At 68.6% G+C, this 21,336-nt stretch carries 14 protein-coding genes, 5 pseudogenes, 1 CRISPR repeat array and 1 riboswitch (1 of these 21 cut by a window edge); of the genes and pseudogenes, 10 read left to right on the top strand and 9 right to left on the bottom strand.

Translation table 11 applies throughout. From position 1 onward, the window contains the following. Positions 1-256 precede the first annotated feature (256 nt). From ACSHT8_RS15235 to ACSHT8_RS15210, 6 genes and pseudogenes are all read right to left on the bottom strand, one after another. Positions 257-1,024, bottom strand: coding sequence for an ABC transporter ATP-binding protein (locus ACSHT8_RS15235; protein WP_436501694.1), 768 nt, complete (start codon positions 1,022-1,024; stop codon positions 257-259). A 62-nt stretch (positions 1,025-1,086) separates the two neighbouring features. After that, positions 1,087-2,066 (bottom strand): annotated as a pseudogene (locus ACSHT8_RS15230) (FecCD family ABC transporter permease). A 56-nt stretch (positions 2,067-2,122) separates the two neighbouring features. Then, positions 2,123-2,824 (bottom strand): (2Fe-2S)-binding protein, encoded by a 702-nt coding sequence (locus ACSHT8_RS15225; RefSeq protein ID WP_436501693.1) that lies wholly within the window; start codon positions 2,822-2,824, stop codon positions 2,123-2,125. Next, the gene (locus ACSHT8_RS15220; RefSeq protein WP_436501692.1) at positions 2,821-3,270 is read right to left on the bottom strand and encodes an ABC transporter substrate-binding protein; all 450 of its coding nucleotides are present in this window, start codon (positions 3,268-3,270) and stop codon (positions 2,821-2,823) included. Before ACSHT8_RS15220 ends, ACSHT8_RS15225 begins: the two co-directional genes overlap by 4 nt. 83 nt (positions 3,271-3,353) lie before the next feature. Next, positions 3,354-3,707, bottom strand: a complete 354-nt coding sequence (locus tag ACSHT8_RS15215; RefSeq protein ID WP_436501691.1) for an ABC transporter substrate-binding protein — start codon at positions 3,705-3,707, stop codon at positions 3,354-3,356. A gap of 118 nt (positions 3,708-3,825) precedes the next feature. Then, positions 3,826-3,966: riboswitch (cobalamin riboswitch) on the bottom strand. 63 nt (positions 3,967-4,029) lie between these two features. Further along, on the bottom strand, positions 4,030-4,794 hold the full coding sequence (locus ACSHT8_RS15210; protein WP_436501690.1) for an MBL fold metallo-hydrolase: 765 nt from the start codon (positions 4,792-4,794) through the stop codon (positions 4,030-4,032). 130 nt (positions 4,795-4,924) lie between these two features. Between ACSHT8_RS15210 and ACSHT8_RS15205 the strand changes: the two genes are divergently transcribed. Then, complete coding sequence (locus tag ACSHT8_RS15205; RefSeq protein ID WP_436501689.1) at positions 4,925-5,233, top strand: antibiotic biosynthesis monooxygenase family protein; 309 nt, start codon at positions 4,925-4,927, stop codon at positions 5,231-5,233. 190 nt (positions 5,234-5,423) lie between these two features. Here ACSHT8_RS15205 and ACSHT8_RS15200 read toward each other — a convergent pair. Beyond that, a pseudogene (locus ACSHT8_RS15200) lies at positions 5,424-6,241 on the bottom strand (methylenetetrahydrofolate reductase). 128 nt (positions 6,242-6,369) lie between these two features. Continuing rightward, positions 6,370-8,533: pseudogene (gene metE, locus ACSHT8_RS15195) on the bottom strand (5-methyltetrahydropteroyltriglutamate--homocysteine S-methyltransferase); the annotation flags it as partial. 495 nt (positions 8,534-9,028) lie between these two features. Here metE and ACSHT8_RS15190 point away from each other — a divergent pair. The 8 genes and pseudogenes from ACSHT8_RS15190 (at position 9,029) to ACSHT8_RS15155 (ending at position 14,232) form a co-directional block, all read left to right on the top strand. Beyond that, entirely contained in the window at positions 9,029-9,358 is a 330-nt protein-coding gene (locus ACSHT8_RS15190) for a hypothetical protein (protein WP_436501688.1), read from the top strand. A gap of 63 nt (positions 9,359-9,421) precedes the next feature. Then, entirely contained in the window at positions 9,422-10,069 is a 648-nt protein-coding gene (locus ACSHT8_RS15185) for a hypothetical protein (RefSeq protein ID WP_436501687.1), read from the top strand. Positions 10,070-10,290: 221 nt separating this feature from the next. Next, positions 10,291-10,662: pseudogene (locus tag ACSHT8_RS15180) on the top strand (single-stranded DNA-binding protein); the annotation flags it as partial. A gap of 95 nt (positions 10,663-10,757) precedes the next feature. Beyond that, positions 10,758-10,910: a hypothetical protein gene (locus ACSHT8_RS15175; RefSeq protein ID WP_436501686.1), complete on the top strand. Its 153-nt coding sequence runs from the start codon at positions 10,758-10,760 to the stop codon at positions 10,908-10,910. A 26-nt stretch (positions 10,911-10,936) separates the two neighbouring features. After that, on the top strand, positions 10,937-11,359 hold the full coding sequence (locus ACSHT8_RS15170; protein ID WP_436501685.1) for a hypothetical protein: 423 nt from the start codon (positions 10,937-10,939) through the stop codon (positions 11,357-11,359). 235 nt (positions 11,360-11,594) lie between these two features. Beyond that, entirely contained in the window at positions 11,595-11,966 is a 372-nt protein-coding gene (locus ACSHT8_RS15165) for a hypothetical protein (protein WP_436501684.1), read from the top strand. A 162-nt stretch (positions 11,967-12,128) separates the two neighbouring features. Then, positions 12,129-13,027, top strand: a pseudogene (dprA, locus tag ACSHT8_RS15160) (DNA-processing protein DprA). A gap of 293 nt (positions 13,028-13,320) precedes the next feature. Beyond that, complete coding sequence (locus tag ACSHT8_RS15155; RefSeq protein ID WP_436501683.1) at positions 13,321-14,232, top strand: hypothetical protein; 912 nt, start codon at positions 13,321-13,323, stop codon at positions 14,230-14,232. Between the two features lie 104 nt (positions 14,233-14,336). Here ACSHT8_RS15155 and ACSHT8_RS15150 read toward each other — a convergent pair whose 3' ends face one another. After that, complete coding sequence (locus ACSHT8_RS15150) at positions 14,337-14,966, bottom strand: hypothetical protein (protein WP_436501682.1); 630 nt, start codon at positions 14,964-14,966, stop codon at positions 14,337-14,339. A 286-nt stretch (positions 14,967-15,252) separates the two neighbouring features. On the opposite strand from ACSHT8_RS15150, the gene mobF reads away from it, so the two are divergent. After that, on the top strand, positions 15,253-20,085 hold the full coding sequence (mobF, locus tag ACSHT8_RS15145) for a MobF family relaxase (RefSeq protein WP_436501681.1): 4,833 nt from the start codon (positions 15,253-15,255) through the stop codon (positions 20,083-20,085). Between the two features lie 947 nt (positions 20,086-21,032). Then, positions 21,033-21,336: direct repeats of the CRISPR family, unit length 29 nt; unit sequence GGGAACAGCCCCGCTCGCGCGGGGACGAC; it runs 3,161 nt beyond the window's last position.

Below are 21,336 nucleotides of genomic sequence, written 5' to 3'. Positions count from 1 at the left end.
AACAGCGTAGAGACCAGGACCGCGAGCCCGCCGACACCCCGGACCGGCAGTGGGTGACCCGCGGGGTCGGCGCGGGTCGGCGCGGCGAGCTTCCTCGCCGACGTCGGGCACGACGCAACGGATCCACACCGGCGGACCTCGTCGTTCCACGACATGCCTTGGTGGACATACGGCGCATCCAACGGCCGTGCGGGCTGCGATGACCTTCGGGTTCGCCGTTGTTGCTGCGTTGCTGACGGGACCCGGTCAACGCTGATCACCCTGGAGCACGGGACGTCGGTGAAGACTCTTCGGGTGTCACCACATTGTCGCAGGGATCGAGAGCGATGTGCGGCCTTCCAGTGGTTGGGTGCGGTGTCACGGTGGCATTCACGTCGTACACGGTCCGTAGGATCTCCGGGTCAAGGACGTGTTCTGGTGGGCCTGAACGATGTTGCCGGCCGTGGTGCAGGAGGTGGATCTGGTCGCAGTATCGGGCGGCGAGGTTGAGGTCGTGCAATGCGACGAGGGCGGTCACGTCGAGTGTGCGGGGGAGGGCGAGTACGTCGAACTGGTGGCGTGGGTCGAGGTGGTTGGTGGGCTCGTCCATGACGAGGACGCGGGGCTGTTGGGCGATGGCGCGAGCGATGAGGACACGTTGTCGTTCCCCTCCGGACAGGTCCGCGAACCGGCGATGAGTCAGGTCGGCCGCGCCGACCAGGGTGAGCGCTTCGGTGATGGCTTTCCGATCGGCGGTGGTTTCGCGTTCGAAGGACCGTTTGTGGCAGGCGCGGCCCATGGTCACCACGTCATGCACGGTCAGGTCGAAGTCACCGGTGCTGTCCTGAAGGACGGCGGCGAGTACGCGGGCGAGATCGCGTGGCTTCGTCGACAGGACGTCGCGACCGTCGACTCGCACCGTTCCCGTCGTCGGCCGCAGGATGCCGATGATGGCGCGCGGCAGGCTTGACTTGCCGGAGCCGTTCGGGCCGATGATGCCGATCACCTGGCCCGGTTGGGCCGAGAAAGTGACGTCGTGGACCACGCGTTTGCCGCCCAGTCCACGCTGACCTGATCTACGTCGACGACAGCGGGGGGGCTTGTTCATTAGGGTGTCCCTGTTCGGCGTCGGGTGTGTCGGCGTAGCAGCCAGAGGAAGAACGGTCCTCCGCACAGCGCGGTGAAGACGCCCACCGGGATTTCTTGTGGGGCGGCGACGGTTCGTGCGGCGATGTCGGCGAGTACGAGGAAGGACGCGCCGGCCAGGGCGGCTGCGGGCAGAGCGCGGCGGTGGTCGCTGCCGAAGGTCAGCCGCACGGCGTGTGGCAGGATCGGCCCGACGAAGCCGATGGGGCCGCTGACCGCGACGACAACGCCGGTCACCAACGAGGTGGCGAGTAACATCCAGGTGCGGAAGCGGTGTACGTCCAGGCCGAGGGAGATCGCGGCGTCCTCGCCGGCGTAGAGCAGGTTGAGCGACCGGGCCTGGGACAACGCCACGACCAGTCCCGCGCCGACGACTCCCAGCGGTATCCACACCGACGCCCAGGTGGCGCCGCCCAGTCCGCCCAGCAGCCACGTCAACACCTGGCGCGACTGTTGGGCGTTGCCAGCCAGCAGGAGCATCAGGCTCGGGGCTGCGGACAGCACGTAGGCGACCGCGACTCCCGCCAGCACGAGCCCTACTGTCGTGATCCGGCCGCGGCGCGTGAGACGGCGTAGGCCACGAGGAGGGACACCAGCGCTCCGGCGAACGCCGCGATCGGGGTCGTCGCCATCCCGAAAACCGCGGCGCCGGACAGGATCGCGGCCACCGCGCCCACTGACGCGCCGGAGGACACCCCGAGGAGGTACGGGTCGGCCAGGGGATTGTGGACCAGCGCCTGCAACACCATGCCGACGCTCGCCAAGCCCGCACCTACAACGGCACCGAGGACCACCCGCGGTCCTCGCGTGGCGGTGATCACCGTCTGGACGTAGTCCGGACCGGTGGGGGACACCAGATCGGGAACCACCATGTGCAGTACGGCGGTGATGATGTCCAGGGGTGCGATGGCGATCGAGCCGATCCCGATTCCCGCGACCATGGAGGCCACCAGCAGCACAACCAGCGAGATGATGGCCCCGGTGTAGGGAATTCGCCTCACTTCGATCCCCCGGCAGCGAGCTTTGCTGCGGTTGAGGATCGCAACGGGCAGTCTCCGCAGGTGCGTGCGTGGCGTGTGCGGTAGTACAGGCAGCAACTTCGGCGCGTGACCGTTCCGCCGACTTGCCCGGCGAGTCGATTCCGCAACGGACCCAGCGTGAGCAGATCTGTCACCAGAGCGCGGGCGCCGACATCGTTGATCGCGCGCACTGCCAACGTGGCCGCGGTGGCCGCGTTGCCCCACAGCAGGCCCTCGGCTATGGATGTGTGAGACCGGAGCGTCCGATGTAGAGCGTAGAGACGCGGGAGCACGGCGCGGGCGATCACGTCAGCGGCTTGGGCGTCACACCGCCAGCCCCTTGGCTGGGACGTCGACAGCGACCAGGACGCCGCGGTTGACCCGACGCGGAACCCGCCGGGGTCCACGACAATCCGGCAGTGACTCCAGACGGCAATCGACACGGCCCACAACCGCTCCGCCAGCTCGTATTGCACCGACGAAGCGGCCGCCCTCGCCTCGCACGTGCCGAGAGACACACCTACCCTCGTCAACCGTTCACCCACAGCGGTCTCGTCGGTGCACGCCGTGTCCAGGAGTGGGTTTCGTGTGTTCTGGTCGGTGCGGATCTGGTAGATGTCCCCGAGAGTGGCTACGTCCGTGAGAGCCCGCACGACGTCCTGTTCGTCGGCGGGGATCATCGCATCCGATCCGGGTGGAGTTGGGCGGCCAACCGGCTGACCGCGTACGGCGCGCGGATTCCCAGGACCGTGTCCTGAAGGGCCAACGTGACGAATCGATGGTTCCTGATTGCGGGAACCGTGGCCAGTTCGGGGCGGTCGAGCAGCGACTGGACCTTCTGCGCCACGGGCGGTGTGCCGAAGTAGTCGTAGACGACGATCACGTCCGGAGCCCGCTGGAGCACCTGTTCCCAGGACACGTCGGCCCAGTCCTTGTGCACGTCGGCGAACACGTTCGTGCCGCCGGCGAGCCGGATGATCTCGTTGCCGATTCCGGTGCCTCCGGCGGTGCTGTCGCCGCTGTCGTAGACGAACACCTTCAGCGGCTGTACGGAGCCAAGCCATGTTGTCGCGTTCGCGATGTCCGCCCGCATGTCCGCAACCAGCTTCTCGGCCCGTTCCGGCACCCGGAAACACGGCCCATGGTGCGGATCTCATCGTAGACGTGGTCCATCGTCACGGGAACGTCCAAGCACTCCTCGCTACTGAGCTAGGTGGCGATGCCCACGTCGGCGTACGCCTTCCGGGAGCGACCGGCCTTCTCGTCGAACGCGGTGTTGTAGCCGCCATAGACCAGATCGGGTTGGCGGGCGAGCAGTTGCTCGAACGAGGCGTCCTTGTCCGAGATCTTGGGGATCGCCCGGTAGGCGTCGGCGTACTGGGGCAGCGGGTCGTTGTCCGGGTACACCGTTCCAACGATCCGGTCCTGCACACCGAGACCGACCAGAAGCTCCGTGGGATGCTGGTAGTAGCCCACAACCCGCTGTGGCGGCTGGTTGAACGTGATGGACTGCCCGCAGTTCTCGACCGTCACCGACCCGGCGGCGGTCTGTTGAGGCGCCACGGCACCGCAGCCGCTAAGCACCAGTGAACTCGTCAACATGATCAACGACAGGATCCGCGAGCGGGAACGCCCGCCAGAAGGCACCATCGAACACTCCGTCCGGGATATCCACGTCCCTGCAGGCGAGATCCGCCAGGACAGTTCCTGACTCCCGTACCCCCGGTCGAACCGCGGGTCCAGTCACAGTGGCGGGACCGTGCCGGATTCTCACCGGCTTCCTGGAGCCTGGACGGAGCCAACCCGGTAAGGCTGGCGGACAAAAGCCTACCCCGACCGCCGCGGCAACGAGTGAAGATCCATCGAGCTGCCGGTTCGCCGGCGGTTACAGATCGATGGAGAGTCCGTCGTGGGCCAGGTCGAAGGCGGCCTCGTGGGCATGGGCGAGCATGTCCGTGGACATGTGGGTGAGGACCACGCGTTCACTGGTCAACTCGTCCCGGTGGGCGACGAGGTCGGTGTGCCGCAGGTGGTACGGCACGGGTTTGTCCCAGAAGTAGGACTCGGCGATGAACAGGTCGGTTTCGGCGGCGATGTCGACCAGGGTGTCGGTCCAGGCGGTGTCGCCGGTGTAGCCGATGGTTCGGCCTGCGAGCTCCAGGCGCAGGCCGAGGAACGGGCCGCCGGCCATGCCGTGGTTCACCTGCCAGGCCCGCGCCGTCACCGCACCCACCACCGTCGCCCGCCCGCCCGGCTCTAGTTCGACGACGTTGACGGCGAAGCGGCGGCGGACCGTGGACGAGCCGGGGAACATCACCTCCATCGCCTCGGCCAGCCACCCGGCGGTCCCCCGTGGGCCAACTACGGTCAACGGGGTTGTGCGGCGGGTGAACTGGCCGTCGAGGACCAGGTGCGGCAGCCCGCCGAAGTGGTCGACGTGCCGGTGGGACACGAATACGGCGGCCACCTCGCCTGGGTCCAGCCCCTGCTGGCGCAGGGCGACCAGGCTGGTGGCCCCACAGTCCAACAGCACTGGTGGCTGGTCGGCGGCGCGGACGTGGATGCACGCCTGGAACCGGCCGCCGCTGCCGAAGGCATCCCCCGACCCGGCGAACGTCACCTTGACCGTACCTGTCCCGCGGTCGCCCATCACGGCCTCCCAGTGCGCTGAACCGCCCTCGACCTGGCGGCTGGTCTAGATCTGACCACCATCCCACAACGTACTTCCCGATCAACTATGTGGTTGGTCAGGAAGAGCAGATGGTGTTACAAGTGGGACCATGATCATGCGAATCTGGCGGACCCGCGTCGACGAAACCCGCGCGGCGGAGTATGAGCGGTTCGCGGCCGAGGAGTCCCTGCCGATGTTCAGCGCACAACCCGGCTTCCGAGGACTCCTGTTCGGACGCGACGGCGGAAACTGCGTCGTGACCACGCTGTGGGAGGACGACGCCGCGGCGGATGCCCTTGAGGCATCATCACGCTACCGGGACACCGTCGCCGGCATCTCCGCCACCGGATTCCTCCTCGGAGAATCGACGGTCGAACGCTTCGAGGTCCACGGCAGTCACCTGTTGCCCAGCTCTTGAACTTTCCGACCCACCAAGCTGGCCAGAGTCGTTACGGCACCAGTGGGTATCGTGCTGAAACGCCGCACGATACCATGCCAGGCACCAACGCACCTTCTGCCGGCGCTGGCCCTCCAGGTTTGTAAGGCGGCGCGGGTGAGCACTACCAGTTCGTTCCCGTCGACCTGGATCCGGTGCGGTTTCGGGGGTACTACGAAGGCATCGTGAGTTCGGCGACGACCTCCGTCGTGGCTCGGGCGAAGTTGAACGTGATGAAGTGCAGACCTGGTACACCCTCGGCGAGGAGCCGTTGCGCCAGCAGGATCGCTTGCTCGATGCCGAGGGCTCGGACAGCTTTGGGATCGTCGGTGACCTCGGCGAACTGCGCCGCCAGGTGGACCGGGAACGGCGCGCCGGACAGTTGCTCTGAGCGGGCGATGGTTCGCATCGTGGTGACCGGCATCAGCGCGGGGATGATCGGCGTGTCACAGCCCGCCGCCACCACCCGATCCCGCAGCCGCAGGTAGTCGTCGGCGTCAAAAAAATCTGAGTGATCGCGTAGTCCGCGCCGGCCCGGCGCTTCGCCACGAAATGCGCGGTGTCATCCTCGATGCTCACTGAACGCGGATGCCGGTGCGGGAACGCCGCCACTCCTACGCAGAAATCACCATACTGGCGTAGAAGCGTCACGAGTTCGCTCGCGTACTCGAGCCCTTCCGGGTGCCGGACCCACTCGCCCGTGACGTCGCCAGGCGGATCTCCGCGCAACGCCAGCACGTTAACGACCCCAGCGTCGGCCAGCGCCCCGACGAATGACCGTAGCTCCCGGACCGAGTGGTTGACCGCGGTCAGGTGGACTACCGGCAGCATCGTGGTCTCTCGGGCGATCCTCGCCGCGACGGCGATGGTGTTGTCCCGGGTGGACCCGCCTGCGCCGTAGGTGACCGACACGAAACCAGGACGCAGCGACTCCAGCTTCCGGACGTTCTGCCAGACCCGGTTTGCGTCGTCGGTCGGTCGCGGCGGCATGAACTCCAGCGAGATCACCGGGCCCCCGGAATCCAGGCGGTCCCGGACCGTACGGACGGGAGCCGCCCGCTGCGGGGGAACCGCGGCGGGCGGGGTGACCGCCCGCCGCGGGGACAGCTGCCCGCTCGTCACGCCTGCGCCCGCAACTGACCGGTGGCCTCGACCAGATTGGTCAGGGTGGACCGGACCTCCGGGTAGCCGCGGGTCTTGAGTCCGCAGTCGGGGTTAACCCACAGCCGGTCGGCCGGGAACGCGCCGACCGCGGTGCGCAGGCGCCCGACGATCTCCTCGACGGACGGCACGCGCGGCGAGTGGATGTCCCACACTCCAGGGCCTGCCTCGTTCGGGTATCCGGCGCGGGCCAGGTCGGCCACGATGGCCATGTTCGACCGGGGCCGCTTCCAGACTGATCACGTCGGCGTCCATGTCGATGATGGCCTGCAGGACGTCGCCGAACTCCGCGTAGCACATGTGCGTGTGGATCTGAGTGTCGTCCCGCACGCCCGCGGTGGACAGCCGGAACGAGGCCACGGCCCAGTCCAGGTACGCAGCCCGGTCGACCGTGCGCAGCGGCAGGGTTTCACGCAGCGCGGGCTCGTCCACCTGAGTGATCGCGATCCCTGCGGCTTCCAGGTCGAGGACTTCGTCGCGCAGGGCGAGCGCGACCTGGCGGCCGGTGTCACCTTCGGGCTGGTCGTCGCGGACGAACGACCAGGCGGGCATGGTGACCGGGCCGGTCAGCATGCCCTTGACCGGCCGCTCGGTCAGGCTTTGGGCATAGCTGGCCCATTCGACGGTCATCGGCGCGGGTCGGGCGACGTCGCCGACGATGAGCGGCGGCCGGACGTAGCGGGTGCCGTAGGACTGGACCCAGCCGTGCTGGGTGGCCAGGAATCCGGTGAGCTGTTCGCCGAAGTACTGGACCATATCGTTGCGTTCCGGCTCGCCGTGCACCAGCACGTCCAAGCCGATCCGCTCCTGCTCGGCGATGACCGCGCGGACCTAGGCGCGCATCGCCTCGCGGTAGGCGTCCTGGTCGAGCTTGCCCGTGCGCAGCGCCGCGCGTGCCTTGCGCAGCTCGGCGGTCTGCGGGAAGGAACCGATGGTGGTGGTCGGCAGCTCGGGCAGGTGGAGCCGGTCCTGCTGGGCTTGGCGGCGTTTGCCGTACGGGCTGGTGCGGTGCAGGTCGGCGTCGGTGACGCCGGCGACGCGATCCCGGACAGCCGGCACTCGCACGATGGGCGACGTGGCGCGGGAGGCCAGGCGACTTTCATTGATGTGGAGAACGTTGCTGATCGCGGTGCGGCCTTCGGTGAGGCCACGCCGCAGCGTGACGATTTCGTCGAGCTTCTGGCGGGCGAACGACAACCAGCCGGCGATCTCGGGGTCCAGGCCGGTTTCGAGGGTGACGTCCAGCGGCACGTGGAGCAGCGAGCAGGACGCTGCGACGTCCACGGAACCGGCCAGCCCGAGTAGGGTGCCCAGCGTCCTCAAGGCAGCGGTCAGGTCCGCGGCCCAGATGTTGCGCCCGTTGACAACCCCGGCGACCAGGCGCTTGTCCGGGATTCCGCCCACGGCGGCGAGGCCATCGAGGTTCGCCGCCGCGGTGCCGGTGACGTCCAGGGCCAGACCCTCGACCGGTACCGAGGCTAGCACCGGCAGCGCGTCGCCGAGCCGGTCGAAGTAGGAGGCGATGACGATCTTCGGGCGGGCCTGTTCCGCAGCGAGCGCCGCGTAGGTGTCGGTGACCTTGGCTAGCACGTCGGCCGGCTGATCAGTGACAAGTGCGGGCTCGTCGAATTGGACCCACTCGGCGCCGGCTTCGTGCAGCTGCCGCAGCAGGTTGGTGTAGAGCGGGACGACCTGATCGAGCAGGTCCAGGGGGCGGAAGCCGTCGGTGCGGGTCGGGTCCTTGGCCAGCAGCAGGAAGGTGATCGGGCCGACGAGCACCGGGCGGGTCGTCACTCCGTGGGCTAGGGCCTCGGCGAACTCGTCGAGGGGCTTGCTCGGGTCCAGGGTGAAGCGGGTGTCCGGGCCGATCTCGGGGACGAGGAAGTGGTAGTTGGTGTCGAACCACTTCGTCATCTCCAGCGGCGGCGCGTCCGCGGTGCCGCGTGCCATCGCGAAGTAACGGTCCAGCTTGCCGGCCGGGCTGGTCGCGGCCGGGACAGCGGTGCGGTGCCGCTCCGGGATGGTGCCGAGCAGCCACGCGGTATCCAGCACGTGGTCGTAGAACGAGAAGTAGTTACTCGGGACCTCGTCGATGCCGGCGTCGCGCAGTTCCATCAGGTTGCAGGCGGCGACCTAGCCGAAGGCGACTGCAGGTGAGGCGATGGTGTAGAGCAGTCCGGCGATCGGGCTGGCCATGACGTTGCCGCCAGCTTGGACGGTAGCCAGCAGCCCGAATGCCGAGCCGCACCAGGCGCCGCAGTTCCCCAGCCACACGGCCTGCCGCCGATGGTGATCTTCCGGTTCGGCAGGTCGACGTCATCGAGTTGTAGCGCGGTCAGATGCATCGGCCGGGCCGCGTGGATAGTGGCGCTCGCCCTCGCCGCACCGGCCTAGGCCGCCAAATCCCCCCCGTCCGCTTCTGCGCAATCCGACTGCTGAGCAAGCTCCTGCGCCGGCAATCGGGACGCTCAAGCGAAGTATGATCTACAGCACGCAATCGTTGCGGGAAAAGAGACACGTGACCATCCAGTCCAGACTCGATGGCCAACGACTCCACGCCGTCCGAACAGGACACGGACACACCTAGACACGGCAACTGCGGACAGGGCCCGCAGGTTGGACGATCTCACACACCAACTGCTTGTCGACTACCTCCGCCAGCGACAGCGACGCTGGCCGCGCACCGTCAACCGGCACCTCCTGCTCACCGAACAAAGCGGTCACGAGACCCGCCCAGCCACTACCTACTGGCTCAACACCGAGTTCCGCGCGATCGGCGCCACTCCCACCCAACTGCGCGTCGACCGCCAACTCGAAGAAGCCATCAGCCACGGCCCGGACCCACTCCACCTCGTGGCTGTCTTCGGCATCGCCGAGAACACCGCGGTCCGCTACGCCACGGCAGCCCGACAGCTGCTGACAACAACGGTTGAAGTCGAGTGCTAACTCTCGCCTCAACCGCCGTGACTTCACCAATCACTCTGGAGTTCACGATGGTCAACCTTCAGCATGCCCGAACTCTCGGAGGTCTCGCCGACACACTCATCGAGGAAGAGCCTCTACGACTTTCTCACCGAGTCGGCCGCACAACTCGACGTCCCTCTCGTTCGGATCGCTGACGGGCGCACGCCGTTCGAGGTTTATTGGGACAGTCGATTCCTCGGCAACTCTCGGATCGCGCCTTGCTCCAAGATCCTCAAGCAACAACCCGCACGTCGATGGCTCCAAGCCAACGCCGACCCGGCGAACACCACGCTCTATGTAGGTGTCGACGCCAGCGAAGTGCGCCGGGTCCGAGGCATCCGAGCAGGTTGGTCGCCGTGGACTGTCGAGTTCCCGCTCGTCGATGAGCCGGATCTGACGAAGGAAGCGATGCTCGCCGAAGCCCGCGCGCTCGGGCTGACACCGCCCACGGCGTACGTCGAGGGCTTCGCCCACGCGAACTGTGGTGGCCGCTGCGTTCGGGCAGGTCAACGCCACTGGTTACGCCTGCTCGAACGCCACCCTGATCGATTCCTCGACTACGAGCGTCGCGAATGGCGATTCCGCGCCGAGCACGGCGACGTGGCGATCTTGAAGGAACGCCGAGGAGGAAAGACCTACCCACTTCCGCTCTCTGTGCTTCGCCAGCGTCATGTACGAGACCAGAGGCACTGACGACCCGACTGTGGGCTGCGGGTTTCTCGGGGGCAGGTGCGGAATCGAGCCGCTGTCGATCCGCTCCGAGCACATCAGCCGGTGGTGTCGGGTCAAGGCACCCCAGAGGGGCCCCACCTTGACCCGACACCACCACCTGATCGGCAAGCCGCAGATCGACAGCACCTCGATCCCGCGCCCACCCAGGGTGCGGGGGTAGCTGTCGGGGTAGGAGGCCAGTCATGGCCGGCGAGACCACGATCACCATCATCGGCAACCTGACCGCGGACCCGGAGCTGAGGTTCACCGGCGCGGGTACGGCGGTCGCCAACTTCGCCGTCGCGTCGACGCCGCGGTCGTTCGACAAGGCGTCGGGGGAGTGGCAGGACGGTGAGGCGCTGTTCATGCGCTGCACCGCATGGCAGGCGCTCGCCGAGAACGTCGCCGAGTCGCTGAGCAAGGGGCAGCGGGTCATCGTCACCGGCAAGCTCAAGCAGCGGTCCTTCGAGTCCCGCGACGGCGAGAAGCGCACCGTGATCGAACTCGAGGCGGAAGAGGTCGGCCCGTCGCTGCGGTTCGCCACCGCCGAGGTCACGCGCATGCCCAAGTCCGGTGCCGCCGTCCGTGAGCCCGCGCTGGCCGTCGTCTGAATCCACCGTGAGGGCTGGGTCCACAAGGGGGCCCAGCCCTCACCCGTGGAGGAGCCCGCATGCACGAGTCCACACCCGACGACCCGATGCCCGCGGCAATCGAGCTGATCACCGCGAGTCTCGGCGGACGCGTCATCGCCACCACCGCGCCCGCACCCACTTGGCCGGTGGAAGAGCCGCCGACCGACCTCCGACATCCCCTCCCGGCCTAGCGCCACGGACAACAGAGAGGAAGACCATGACCAACCCCAACGACAACCCCACCGTCGAGGCTCTCAGCGAGCAGCTCGACGCCCTGCGGCGCGAGCACACCGAGTTCCGCGGACTCGTACGGGACCGCGCGATCAAGGGCGTGCGCGACGGCGAGTGGACCGGCGAAGCCCTGAACGAGACGCTGGAGCGCCTTGGCCTGCCGCGCAGCCAGCCTGAGCACGTGACTGTCGGCCGCGTCAGCCTGCACTTTGACCTCGAGATTGGTCGACCCGGCGGCCAAACCGAGTTCGCCCTGCGTCGACACGTGGAGGATCACCGCGTCGTCGACGGGATTCGGGCGGCCCTCGCCGCCGCGTTTCGGGAGCACCCGCTCGACGGCATGGCCATGGGCGTAGGCGACGTCTCCTCCCAGGTCAACTACGTCGACGCCAGGACGGTCTGGGCATGACCGCCGACGCACTCCGGGCTCTGGCCACCGACTGCTTGGCCCGTGCCCGCCGCGCCTCACCGAGTCGCGCACAGCAGCTTCGCGCGTGCGTGCGAGAGCTGACGGGCGCCGCACTGCGGGTCGAACTCGCCGAGCACACATCGAGGGTTGGTCGAACACAAGTCAGCGCTTCGACCTTTCGTGACCACCTGCGCGCCCGACGCGCCTGAATCCTTTCGCCGAGACAGGAATAGCCATGACCACCGAGACCGCCAACGCCTCCGCGGACGAACTCCGCGACGAGATCGCGGCCCTTCGCGCCACACACGAACAGTTTCGCGCTGACGTACGCGGCGAAGTCCTCCGGCAGCACTTCAATGGAACCTGGTGCTACGCCGGGAGCCAGGCCGTCCTCACCGACCTCGGTCTGCCACCGATCAAGCAGACCTTCACCGGCGTCACCACCGTCGAAGTCGCCATTCTCGGCGTCGACGGCGCCGACGACCTGGACGAGGCCCGAACCCGCGTCATCGCTGCCCTCGCGGCGACCTGCTCTGACCCTGGCATCACGTTCGAGGTCAACGCCGTCTACCCCAGCCTGGACGTGACCTACGTGCGCGAGGACTGACTCGCACAGCGCACACACGGCGGCCAGACGACGCCATCTGGCCGCCGCATCGGAGCGAGGCGCGCCCGCGATCCCGACGCGGACGATCGCAGCCCCTCACCTCGGCCGGGCGCTTCCTGCCCCGAAGCGCCCGGCCGAGCCTCATCGACCGAACGGATCACCATGACCGATCTCGACTACATCCGCGCCGCCCACGCCTATCTGCTCGCCGTCACCGAACCCCCGGCGCCTGCGGTAGTCGCCTTCATTGACCTGCACGGCCCGATTGACGCCGCACATCGCGTCGCCCGCGACGACATCCCTGGCGACGTCCATCTCGCCACCCAAGGCCGACACCTCCACCGATTCCCCGGCACCACGGTATCCGCGGGCGCAGCGCGGCTGGTCATCCCCGAGGATCCTGACTGGCCCGGCCGCCAACTACGGCCGCTGCGCGGGCTCGACGCCGACCCCATCGCCCTGTGGGTGCGCGGCCCGGCCGAACTCACCGCGACTCCGCGCCGATCGGTCTCGGTGATCGGTGCCCGCGCCGCGACCGGCTACGGCGAGCACGTGGCCGCCGAGCTGGGCTACGACCTCGCCGAGGCCGGGATGACCGTCGTCTCCGGCGCGGGTTACGGCATCGACGGCGCCGCCCACCGCGGCGCGCTGAACGCCGAGGGCACCACGTTCGCCGTCCTCGGGTGCGGGATCGACGTGCCATACCCGCGAGCCACGCACCCCTGCTCGACCGCATCGGCGAGACCGGGGCGGTGATCAGCGAGTACTCACCCGGGATCCCTCCCGCGAGACATCGCTTTCTCGCCCGGAGTCGGCTGATCGCCGCGTTCGGCGACGCCACCGTCGTCGTCGAAGCCGGACCGCGCAGCGCGACCAGCGCCACAACCACCGTCGCCGCCGAGCTCGGCAGGCACGTGCTGGCAGTGCCCGGGCCGATCACGTCCGTGCAGTCTCAGGGCTGTCATGCCCTCATCGCGTCCGGTGCGGCTCGCCTGGTCACCTCACCCGACGACATCGTCGCGGCCGTCGACGCCGCGGTGGTATCGCCTGCGAACGACTAGTAGTCGATCCCGCCGCGGTTGACGTGGATCCGTTACGCCGCGGGGTGGCCGCGAGTTCGCCTCGCCACGGCCTGGCACACGCGCGTCGCCTGCCTCCCCCTCGCCCCGGATCGTCTTATGGCGGGGTGGCCGCGTCAAGGGCGCCTGCGGCGTCGCTGCGCGAGCTCGCAAGCTCGCCCCTTGACCCGGCCACCCCGCCACAAGCCGACAAAAGCGCGAGGGGGCGGCGAGAAGAAAGGTTTCCGTTCTTTCAAGCACAGCTCTGTTGTCGGTCGATCGGGTCAGGAGGAGTCATGTCGAACACAGCCGTAGCCGAAGAGATCACCCAGGTAGCGCAGTTGGTTCGCGCGGGAGATCTGGGCGTCGCCAAGAAACACGCCCGAGCTCTGCTCAACGTCGCGGACACACGATCCCTGTCCGTCATCATCGAGTGCATCACCATCCTGGAGACCCGACCGAGGATCGCGCCGGCCAAGCTCCGCCACTTCTGGACCATCAGCGACGACACCGCGCGAGCCATCATCGAAGCCTGCGCGCCGCGCCCCGGCGAGCCCGTGCGCGCCCAGGTCACCGCGCCCGCGCCCCGCCCACGATGGAACTCGTACAACAGGCACGAGGCGCCCCGCGACCTGCCCGCGCGCCGCACCACACCCCGCGCACCGAGGCCCGCCGCGCAACGCCAGGCCTACCAACGCGCCCACAACGTGACCGACACCTACATGCGCGAACGCGGGGGAGTGGACGACCAGCCGCAGCGCGGCGAACAGTCCGACGGCTACGCGATCGATTACGACCGCGCCGCCCTCTACCCGTTGCGTGCCCTGCCCTGCCTGCTGTGCGGCGTCGAGCGATCCAGCGCCGACCGCCGGCGCGGGGACAGTCTGTGCCTGGACTGCCACGAACGCGGACGCACCGGCATCACCCCGCCCGCCACCAGCGCCGCAGGCGAACTCATCGCACGGTGCGAACACCACGCCCGCCACAACCACCCGACCGCCGCGCGCGTGCAGCTCCGCGCCGACTACAAGCGCCTCACCGACCGACGCGGCCGCGAGTTCATCGCGGCGTGGGTCAACGCCAACCGAGCACTCATCGACGCCCCAGCCCTGTCCGCCCAGACCGACGTACCGTCGCCGTGCGAGTGCGGCAGCACCCGCCAGATCCGCGACAACCTGTGCGTCGAGTGCCGTCAACTCACCGACTAGAACCGACCGCCGCCGCATGGGACACCTTGCGTGCGGCCACGGTCGCGATGCTCGGATGACGCGGCATCGAGCCGCGACATCCGAACGAGGGGGCACGCGCCCCCTCATGCCTCCCCTGCCGCCCTGGCGGGCACGGAATCCGCCTTCGCCGCCCGGGGGGCGTCGAAGCCGGATGCTGACTCTGATCCAGGCGCCTGCGGCGCCCGCCGGCCACCGTCCACATCGGTATGTTCTCGCGCGTCGTGTCCGGCGTCCGTACCACGTGTCGCTCCCGCAGGCCGGTGCCATCGCGACACCTCACGTACCGGCACACCGATAGCCGCCGCCAGCTCACGCCGACCCACGGCCGCGCTGCCCGATCCTTCTGCGAACACCGCCAGTGCCTCGCCCACGGCCGCCGCCAACACGCCATCAAGATCCGTTCGAGCCCGAGCCAGCTTGCCCTCCACGCGCTCCCGCTCGGCCGCCAACTCGGCCTCGCGACCCCGACGCGCCTCGGCCAACACCATCTCCAAGCGCTCGCGCGCCACGCGCTCCGCCTCGGCCAACCGCTCCCGAGCACGCCGCTCCGAGCCCGCCAACCTCTCGCGGGCCTCCTCCGCGCCGAGCCGCGCCTGCTCCCGCGCCCGAGCGGCCGTCGCCACCGCGACCGCCGCCTCCGACCGCCGCCGAATCAACGCCGCCTGCTGCTCGCGAATCCGTTTCCGGATCGCCCGAATCCCCTCGACCTCCATGGAACCCCCCCAACGTCAGGGAATGGCCGCGCCGTTGGCGCGCACGCGCGCCAGGTAGCAGGCCCATTCAGCTGATGCGATAGCGAGTTGACAACACTCCATCAACCCCCAGCTCATAGTACCTGCCGGCGCGAACTCGGATGTGAGATGATCTTGGAGGGAATTAAAGATCAATTGCAGAGCGCTAAGGTATCGCTACGCGATACCCGGTATATTCGACATCACTGACACAAGTCCGCCGCCAGGGGAGCGGCGGATTCGCACACCTTGGGGGAGGTGTGGGGCCATGGCGTGGGTGACCACCATCGGCAGCGATCCGCAGCAAATCGACTACCGCCTCGGCCTGCACCACGGTTGCCGCGGTGACGGTGTCAACGACAAGGCCTTCGGCTACCGCACCGATCTGCGCGAGCGGCCGCTGCGCTGGATCGGCGCGGGCCTGGCCGACGTCGACATCGTCGAGGGCAGCGAACTGCCGCCCGAACAGTTCCCACTGGCCCGCGCGCTGATCAACGGCTACCACCCCCGCGACAGCCACCAACTCGTCAAACACAAGCTCGGAATCCCCGCAGCCGCCAAACTCCCGCTCGCCGTACTCGTTCGCGAAATCGAGGGCATCGCCCGCGAAGCCGCCACCACGATCGCCGACGTCCTCCACCTCTCGCCGCGCGCCAAGACCATGTTCGAGCGCGCCGAACGCGCCGTCGCCCGCGAAGGCGAGACAGCGGCCCTGCGCGCCGACCACGCCACCCAGCTCGCGCAAGCTGCGGGCCTGCACCCCGAACGCGTCTGGGATCCCGCTGCCTACCGCATCGCCATGGCCGCACTCACCACCATCAGCCAGACCGTCACCGAAGACGGCACCGTCACCGACACCGTCGTCCCCAACCGCATCGTCGTCGGCAACCTCGGCTACGACGTCACCCTCACCCTGCCCAAATCCTTCTCACTCGCCCTGGCCTTCCTCCCCGAAGAGCAGGCCGCGGAGTTCGAGAACACCTACCTCGCAGGCTGCGACAGCGTGTTCCGCTGGCTGGAAACCACCACCGCCTACGGCATGCGCGGTCACCACGGCGACGGCGCCACCGCCCGAACCGTCCGCGGCACCGGCTTCCTCGGCTGGTCCATGATCCACCGCGCGGCCCGCCCCATCGGCGAAGCCACCATCGGCGACCCGCACTGGCACATCCACTACACCATCGCCAACATGACCCACGGCGTCGACGGCGCCTGGTCCACCATCGCCGCAGGCGGACGCGACCTCATGCGCCACGTCCCCGCCGCCGACAAACTCGCCCAAGCCGCCATCCGCCACGCCCTCGCTCAACGCGGCGTCGCGTTCCGCCGTTCACAACGCACCGGCCGCTGGGAAGTCGCCGCCATCGACGATCCCGCCATCGCCCAGTTCTCCAAGTTCGGCAACAGCATCGAAGCCCAACTCGACGCCCTCGGCCTCAGCCGCGCCGACGCGCCACGCCCCCTGCAACACGTCGTCGCCGACAAACTCCGTAACGCCAAACCCGACCTCACCGCCGCGGCCGACGACACCCTCCGCGGCATCTGGCAACGCGAAGCCCGCGACCACGGCCACCAACCCCACCAGATCGCTCGGGACCTCCTCGACCCCACCACAACCAGCCCCGCCACACCCGACATCGACGACCTCGCCCGCATCCTCCAAAACCCCGAAACCGGGCTCACCGCCCACACCCGCCGCTTCAGCCGCGTCGATGCCCTGGCCGCCGTCGCCGACGCCCTCCCCAACGGAGCCACTCCCGACGAAGTCGAACGCCTCACCGACCAGGTCCTGCGCCACGCCGGATTCGTCGAACTCCCCGATCTGCACCACACCGGCGGCGGCCGCCGCGCCCAACGCGGCTCCCGGCACATGCGCAACGCCCAGCTCTACACCACCGACGACGTCATCGCCGCCGAACACACCATCGTCACCGCCGCCCACACAGCCCACCCCGGCCAGACCGACACCCGCGTCGACGACGACTCCGTCACCCTCGCCACCATCACCGTCGAAGCCACCCAAGGCTTCACCCTCTCCGCCGAGCAACACCGCGAACTGCACCGCATCGCCACCTCCGGCACCGCCCTCGACACCCTCATCGGCGGCCCAGGCTCCGGCAAAACCACACTCATGCGCGCACTCCGCGTCGCCTATGAAACCCGCGGCCTCATCGTCGCCGGAGCCGCCACCCAAGGCGTCGCCGCCCTCACCCTCCACGCCGAATCCGGCATCACCAGCCGCACCGTCGCCCAATGGCTCTGGCGCATCACCCACGGCCCAGGCCTGCACGGCATCGACATCCTCGTCCTCGACGAAGCCACCCTCACCGACGACCGCGACCGCGCCACCCTGTACCGGGCCGCCACCGACTCAGGCACCAAGATCCTCGAAATCGGCGACCCCAAACAACTCCGCGGCGTCGGCTGCGGCTCCATGTTCGCCACCATCCACCGCCTCACCCACGGTGGCGAACTCCTCGACAACCGCCGCCAGAAACACGAAGCCGAACGCACCGCCATCCACGCCTGGCGCACCGGCATCTACACCGACGCCCTACTCAACTGGGCCGAACGCGACCGCCTCATCGCCACCGAAACCCACCACGAAGCCACCCAAGCCATGCTCGACACCTGGACCGACCAACGCCACGGCGCCCCCGACCCCATCACCGAAATGCGCGGCCTGCTCATGGTCGCCGCCACCAACGACCAAGTCGACCAACTCAACACCCTCGCCCAAGCCCACCGCCACCACGCAGGCGAACTCGGACCCCACCACACCTACCGAATCCACGACAGAACCCTGCGCCTCCACCAAGGCGACCACATTCTCATCCGCACCACCGACCGCGACCAACAACACCACCACGGCCACGACATCTACAACGGCTACCGCGCCCACATCACCACCATCGCCGCCGACGGCGCCCTCACCATCGAATGGGAGACCGCCACCCCCGACGGTCCCACCATCGAAACCGCCACTCTTCCCACCGGTTTCATCGAGACCGGAGCAGTCGAACTCGGCTACGCCCTCACCATCCACAAGAGCCAAGGCCTCACCATCGGCACCCGAGCAGCCACCTGGACCGGCCCCGACGGCCACCGCCGCGGCGGCACCGTCCTGCTCGCCGCCGCCGCGGCCGACAACCCCGGCGTCTTCGTCGCCGCATCACGCCACACCCACGACATGTGGCTGTTCATCGCCCGCGAAGACGTCGAAACACCTCACGACCTCTACCTCAACGGCCCACCCAACAACCACTGGGAACGCCTGCGCCGAGTCATCACCCGCGTCGCCGACCACGCCCACGCCACCGGAGACAACGCCAACGACCGCCCCACCCTCGTCGACCTCGGCGTCATCACCGAACCACCCGACCCCGCAACCCAAGCCGCAGAACAACTCCGCCGCGACCAAGCCCAAACCCGCCGCGACCACACCGCCGCCCGCCGCGCCGAACGCCAACACCAGCGCGACCAAGCCACCCGCGACCGCGACGACCGAACCGAAACCGCCAGACGCGACCGCGCCGCCGCATACGAACTACTCACCCGCACCTGGTGGCAACACAGCGACCTCGTCGACCACCTCGTCACCGAACCCGCCTTCGGCACCGTCGCCCGCCGCCTCCGCGAAGCCACCGAGTCCGGCCACGACCCCTACGCCATCCTCGAAGACATTCCCCTCGACACCCTCACCTCACCCCGCATCCACGACAAAGCCGCCTTCATGGCCGCCATGATCGACATCGCCATCGACCGCATCCGCACCGGCGCCGCCGCCCGCGACCACGCCGAACAGCGCCGCCACGACCAACTCCGCGACCAGGTGACCGACCTCATCCACGACACCTGGCCACACCACCCACACATCGCCGAACACCTCATCCACGGCGTGGCCTTCGACGAACTCGTCAACGCCCTCGACCAGTACGCCCACCACGAACTGGACCCACGAGACCTCCTCGCAGCGATCCCCGTCGGCAAACTCACCGACCCCACCATCCGCGACATCAGCCGCTTCACCGTCTACACAGTCCACCGCATCGCCAGAAAACGCCTAGAGGACCTCGACCGATCCCACGCCCAAGCCGAAAGCCACGCACGAGAACTCGCCCACCGCGACCACGCCGCCCACCTGCTCCGCCAAGCCTGGGACCACCACCCCGCCGCCGACACCGTCCTCAACGGCCCCGCCTTCAGCGCCCTCGCCCACCACATCCACCGAGCCATCGACAACGGGATCGACACCAACAACATCCTCGCCACGCTCACCCAGATCGACCCGGCTGCCGCCACCAGCCACCGAATCCACAACCCCTCCGCCTACGTCACAGCCCTCTTCCGCGACACCCACACGGCCAGCCCGCCCGACGCCACGGCAGACCAGCAACCCTCACGCGTAATCCGCCAACCCGCGGACCCGAACACCACCGAACCCGACCAGAGGACCGCAGCCCTCGCCGAAGCCCACGAACTACAACGTCGCGTCGACGCCGACCGCGGCCCAGCAGTCACCCAACTCAACAAGACCCTCGCCCACCACCGTCAACTCACCCACGACATCACCGAGTTCCACACCCTCGAACGTGCCTGGAACACACAAGTCGATCTAGCCGCCACCCACGCCCAAGCCCGCGCCAACGCCCAACTCCAGCGATCCCACACCCGAAATCCCCGAGATCGAGCCCTCCTGGCCGCCCAGATCCACGACCACACCCAAGCCGAGAACACAGCCCAACAACAAGCACAACACCTCGCCAACCGCGCCCACGAACTCCAACAACGCATCGGCCCACCCCACAACCACACCGCGTCCCTCGACGCCGCCCAAGCCGCCGAAGCGAACTACCCCAACCACCTCGCCCAAGCCCGCCAGACCGACCTTCACACTCTCACCCGCGCCCTCAACGCCGCCCAAGCGTCGGCCGACAGCGCACAAGTAGATCCGATCCCAGCGGCCGCACCAGCTTTGCCACATTCATCCGCTCCCTCCCGCCACACCGCGGACCCATCGCGCGCCCCCAACATCACCCACCAAGAACCACCCGCCCCGACGCCGCAGCTTCCCGACACCTGGCCCGAGGTCGAACGGTGATCACTGGTTAGCCCCACAGGCCCATAAATAGTGTCCGCGTAGGCCACCGGAACCACGGTCGCTGGCACGCCCAGGCGGCTACGTGGCCGACTGGGCCGGGGGCTGGCCAGCTGGTGCCGCTCGGTACATCCAGGTGCGGCCAGCTGCGTGCGCACGGGGATCCCGAACACCGCGACCCAGATCGCTGGTACGGAGGCCCAGGCCCCGCGCGCGGGGACAATGCATGCCCAGATCACCGTCGCCGAAGACCCAACTTGGGAAAGTCCGCTCGCAGGTATGGCTTCCTTGCTCGTTCGACCTACCCGACCGCGACCGGGAACGATCGCTGCACAGTCGGGGCGTTCGTTGGCCTAGCAAAGCCCCGCACCCTGGACAGCCCAGGGCACCGGCGCTGATCATGGTCGAGGTAACCGCCCTACGCGCGGACACGACCACACACCGAATTCCACGAAAGGGAACCGAATGGAACCGCGCAGCGCGGGCGGGGACGACCGGTTCCTCGTGACGATCCTTATGTCCGGCAAGGGACTAGCCTCCGCTCGCGCGGGGACGACGATCCAACGGAACTTGTATTCTCCCGCTCACGGGAACCGCCCGCTCGCGCGGGGACGACCCCGAGGTACCGGTAGACGTAGATGATGTGGTGGGAACAGCCCGCTCGCGCGGGGACTACTCGCCTGGACCGGGGCGCAGACCGCCGCGGGCGGGAACAGCCCCGCTCGCGCGGGGACAACGCACGGGAACCCTGCGCCGATCAGGTCAACGGGGGAACAGCCCCGCTCGCGCGGGGACGACGCGCGGCGCGCTGGCCGCGGGGGAGTGGCCCATACAACAGCCCCGCTCGCGCGGGGACGACTAACGGCCCTGAGCAGCGGATCAGCGTGCTCCGGGAACAGCCCGCTCGCGCGGGGACAACATGTTCGGCAAGTCCACCGCGGCGCCGGTCACGGGAACAGCCCCGCTCGCGCGGGGACGACGGTCTTTTCGGCAACGACTTCCGTACGGTCCTGGGAACAGCCCCGCTCGCGCGGGGACGACACTGCGCCGGACTGCTGCTGCGGACGAACCTTGGGAACAGCCCCGCTCGCGCGGGGACGACACCATCAATCTGGAGCTTGGTGACGGGCCTCGGGGGAACAGCCCCGCTCGCGCGGGGACGACCTCCTGCCAAGCAGCGCAGGCGGCGACCACCTGGGAACAGCCTCGCTCGCGCGGGGACGACCTCCACGGTGATCACTTCCTTGACTTGGG

It is taken from the genome of Actinokineospora sp. HUAS TT18, from assembly GCF_051364635.1.
GTDB lineage: Bacteria > Actinomycetota > Actinomycetes > Mycobacteriales > Pseudonocardiaceae > Actinokineospora.
This window is presented reverse-complemented; position numbering and strand designations above follow the sequence as displayed.

Coding starts and splice junctions, on each gene's coding strand:
- ACSHT8_RS15225 (WP_436501693.1), bottom strand. CDS start 2,824: ATGATCCCCGCCGACGAACAGGACGTCGTGCGGGCTCTCACGGACGTA.
- ACSHT8_RS15210 (WP_436501690.1), bottom strand. CDS start 4,794: ATGGGCGACCGCGGGACAGGTACGGTCAAGGTGACGTTCGCCGGGTCG.
- ACSHT8_RS15205 (WP_436501689.1), top strand. CDS start 4,925: ATGATCATGCGAATCTGGCGGACCCGCGTCGACGAAACCCGCGCGGCG.
- ACSHT8_RS15185 (WP_436501687.1), top strand. CDS start 9,422: ATGCCCGAACTCTCGGAGGTCTCGCCGACACACTCATCGAGGAAGAGC.
- ACSHT8_RS15175 (WP_436501686.1), top strand. CDS start 10,758: ATGCACGAGTCCACACCCGACGACCCGATGCCCGCGGCAATCGAGCTG.
- ACSHT8_RS15170 (WP_436501685.1), top strand. CDS start 10,937: ATGACCAACCCCAACGACAACCCCACCGTCGAGGCTCTCAGCGAGCAG.
- ACSHT8_RS15165 (WP_436501684.1), top strand. CDS start 11,595: ATGACCACCGAGACCGCCAACGCCTCCGCGGACGAACTCCGCGACGAG.
- ACSHT8_RS15155 (WP_436501683.1), top strand. CDS start 13,321: ATGTCGAACACAGCCGTAGCCGAAGAGATCACCCAGGTAGCGCAGTTG.
- ACSHT8_RS15150 (WP_436501682.1), bottom strand. CDS start 14,966: ATGGAGGTCGAGGGGATTCGGGCGATCCGGAAACGGATTCGCGAGCAG.
- mobF (WP_436501681.1), top strand. CDS start 15,253: ATGGCGTGGGTGACCACCATCGGCAGCGATCCGCAGCAAATCGACTAC.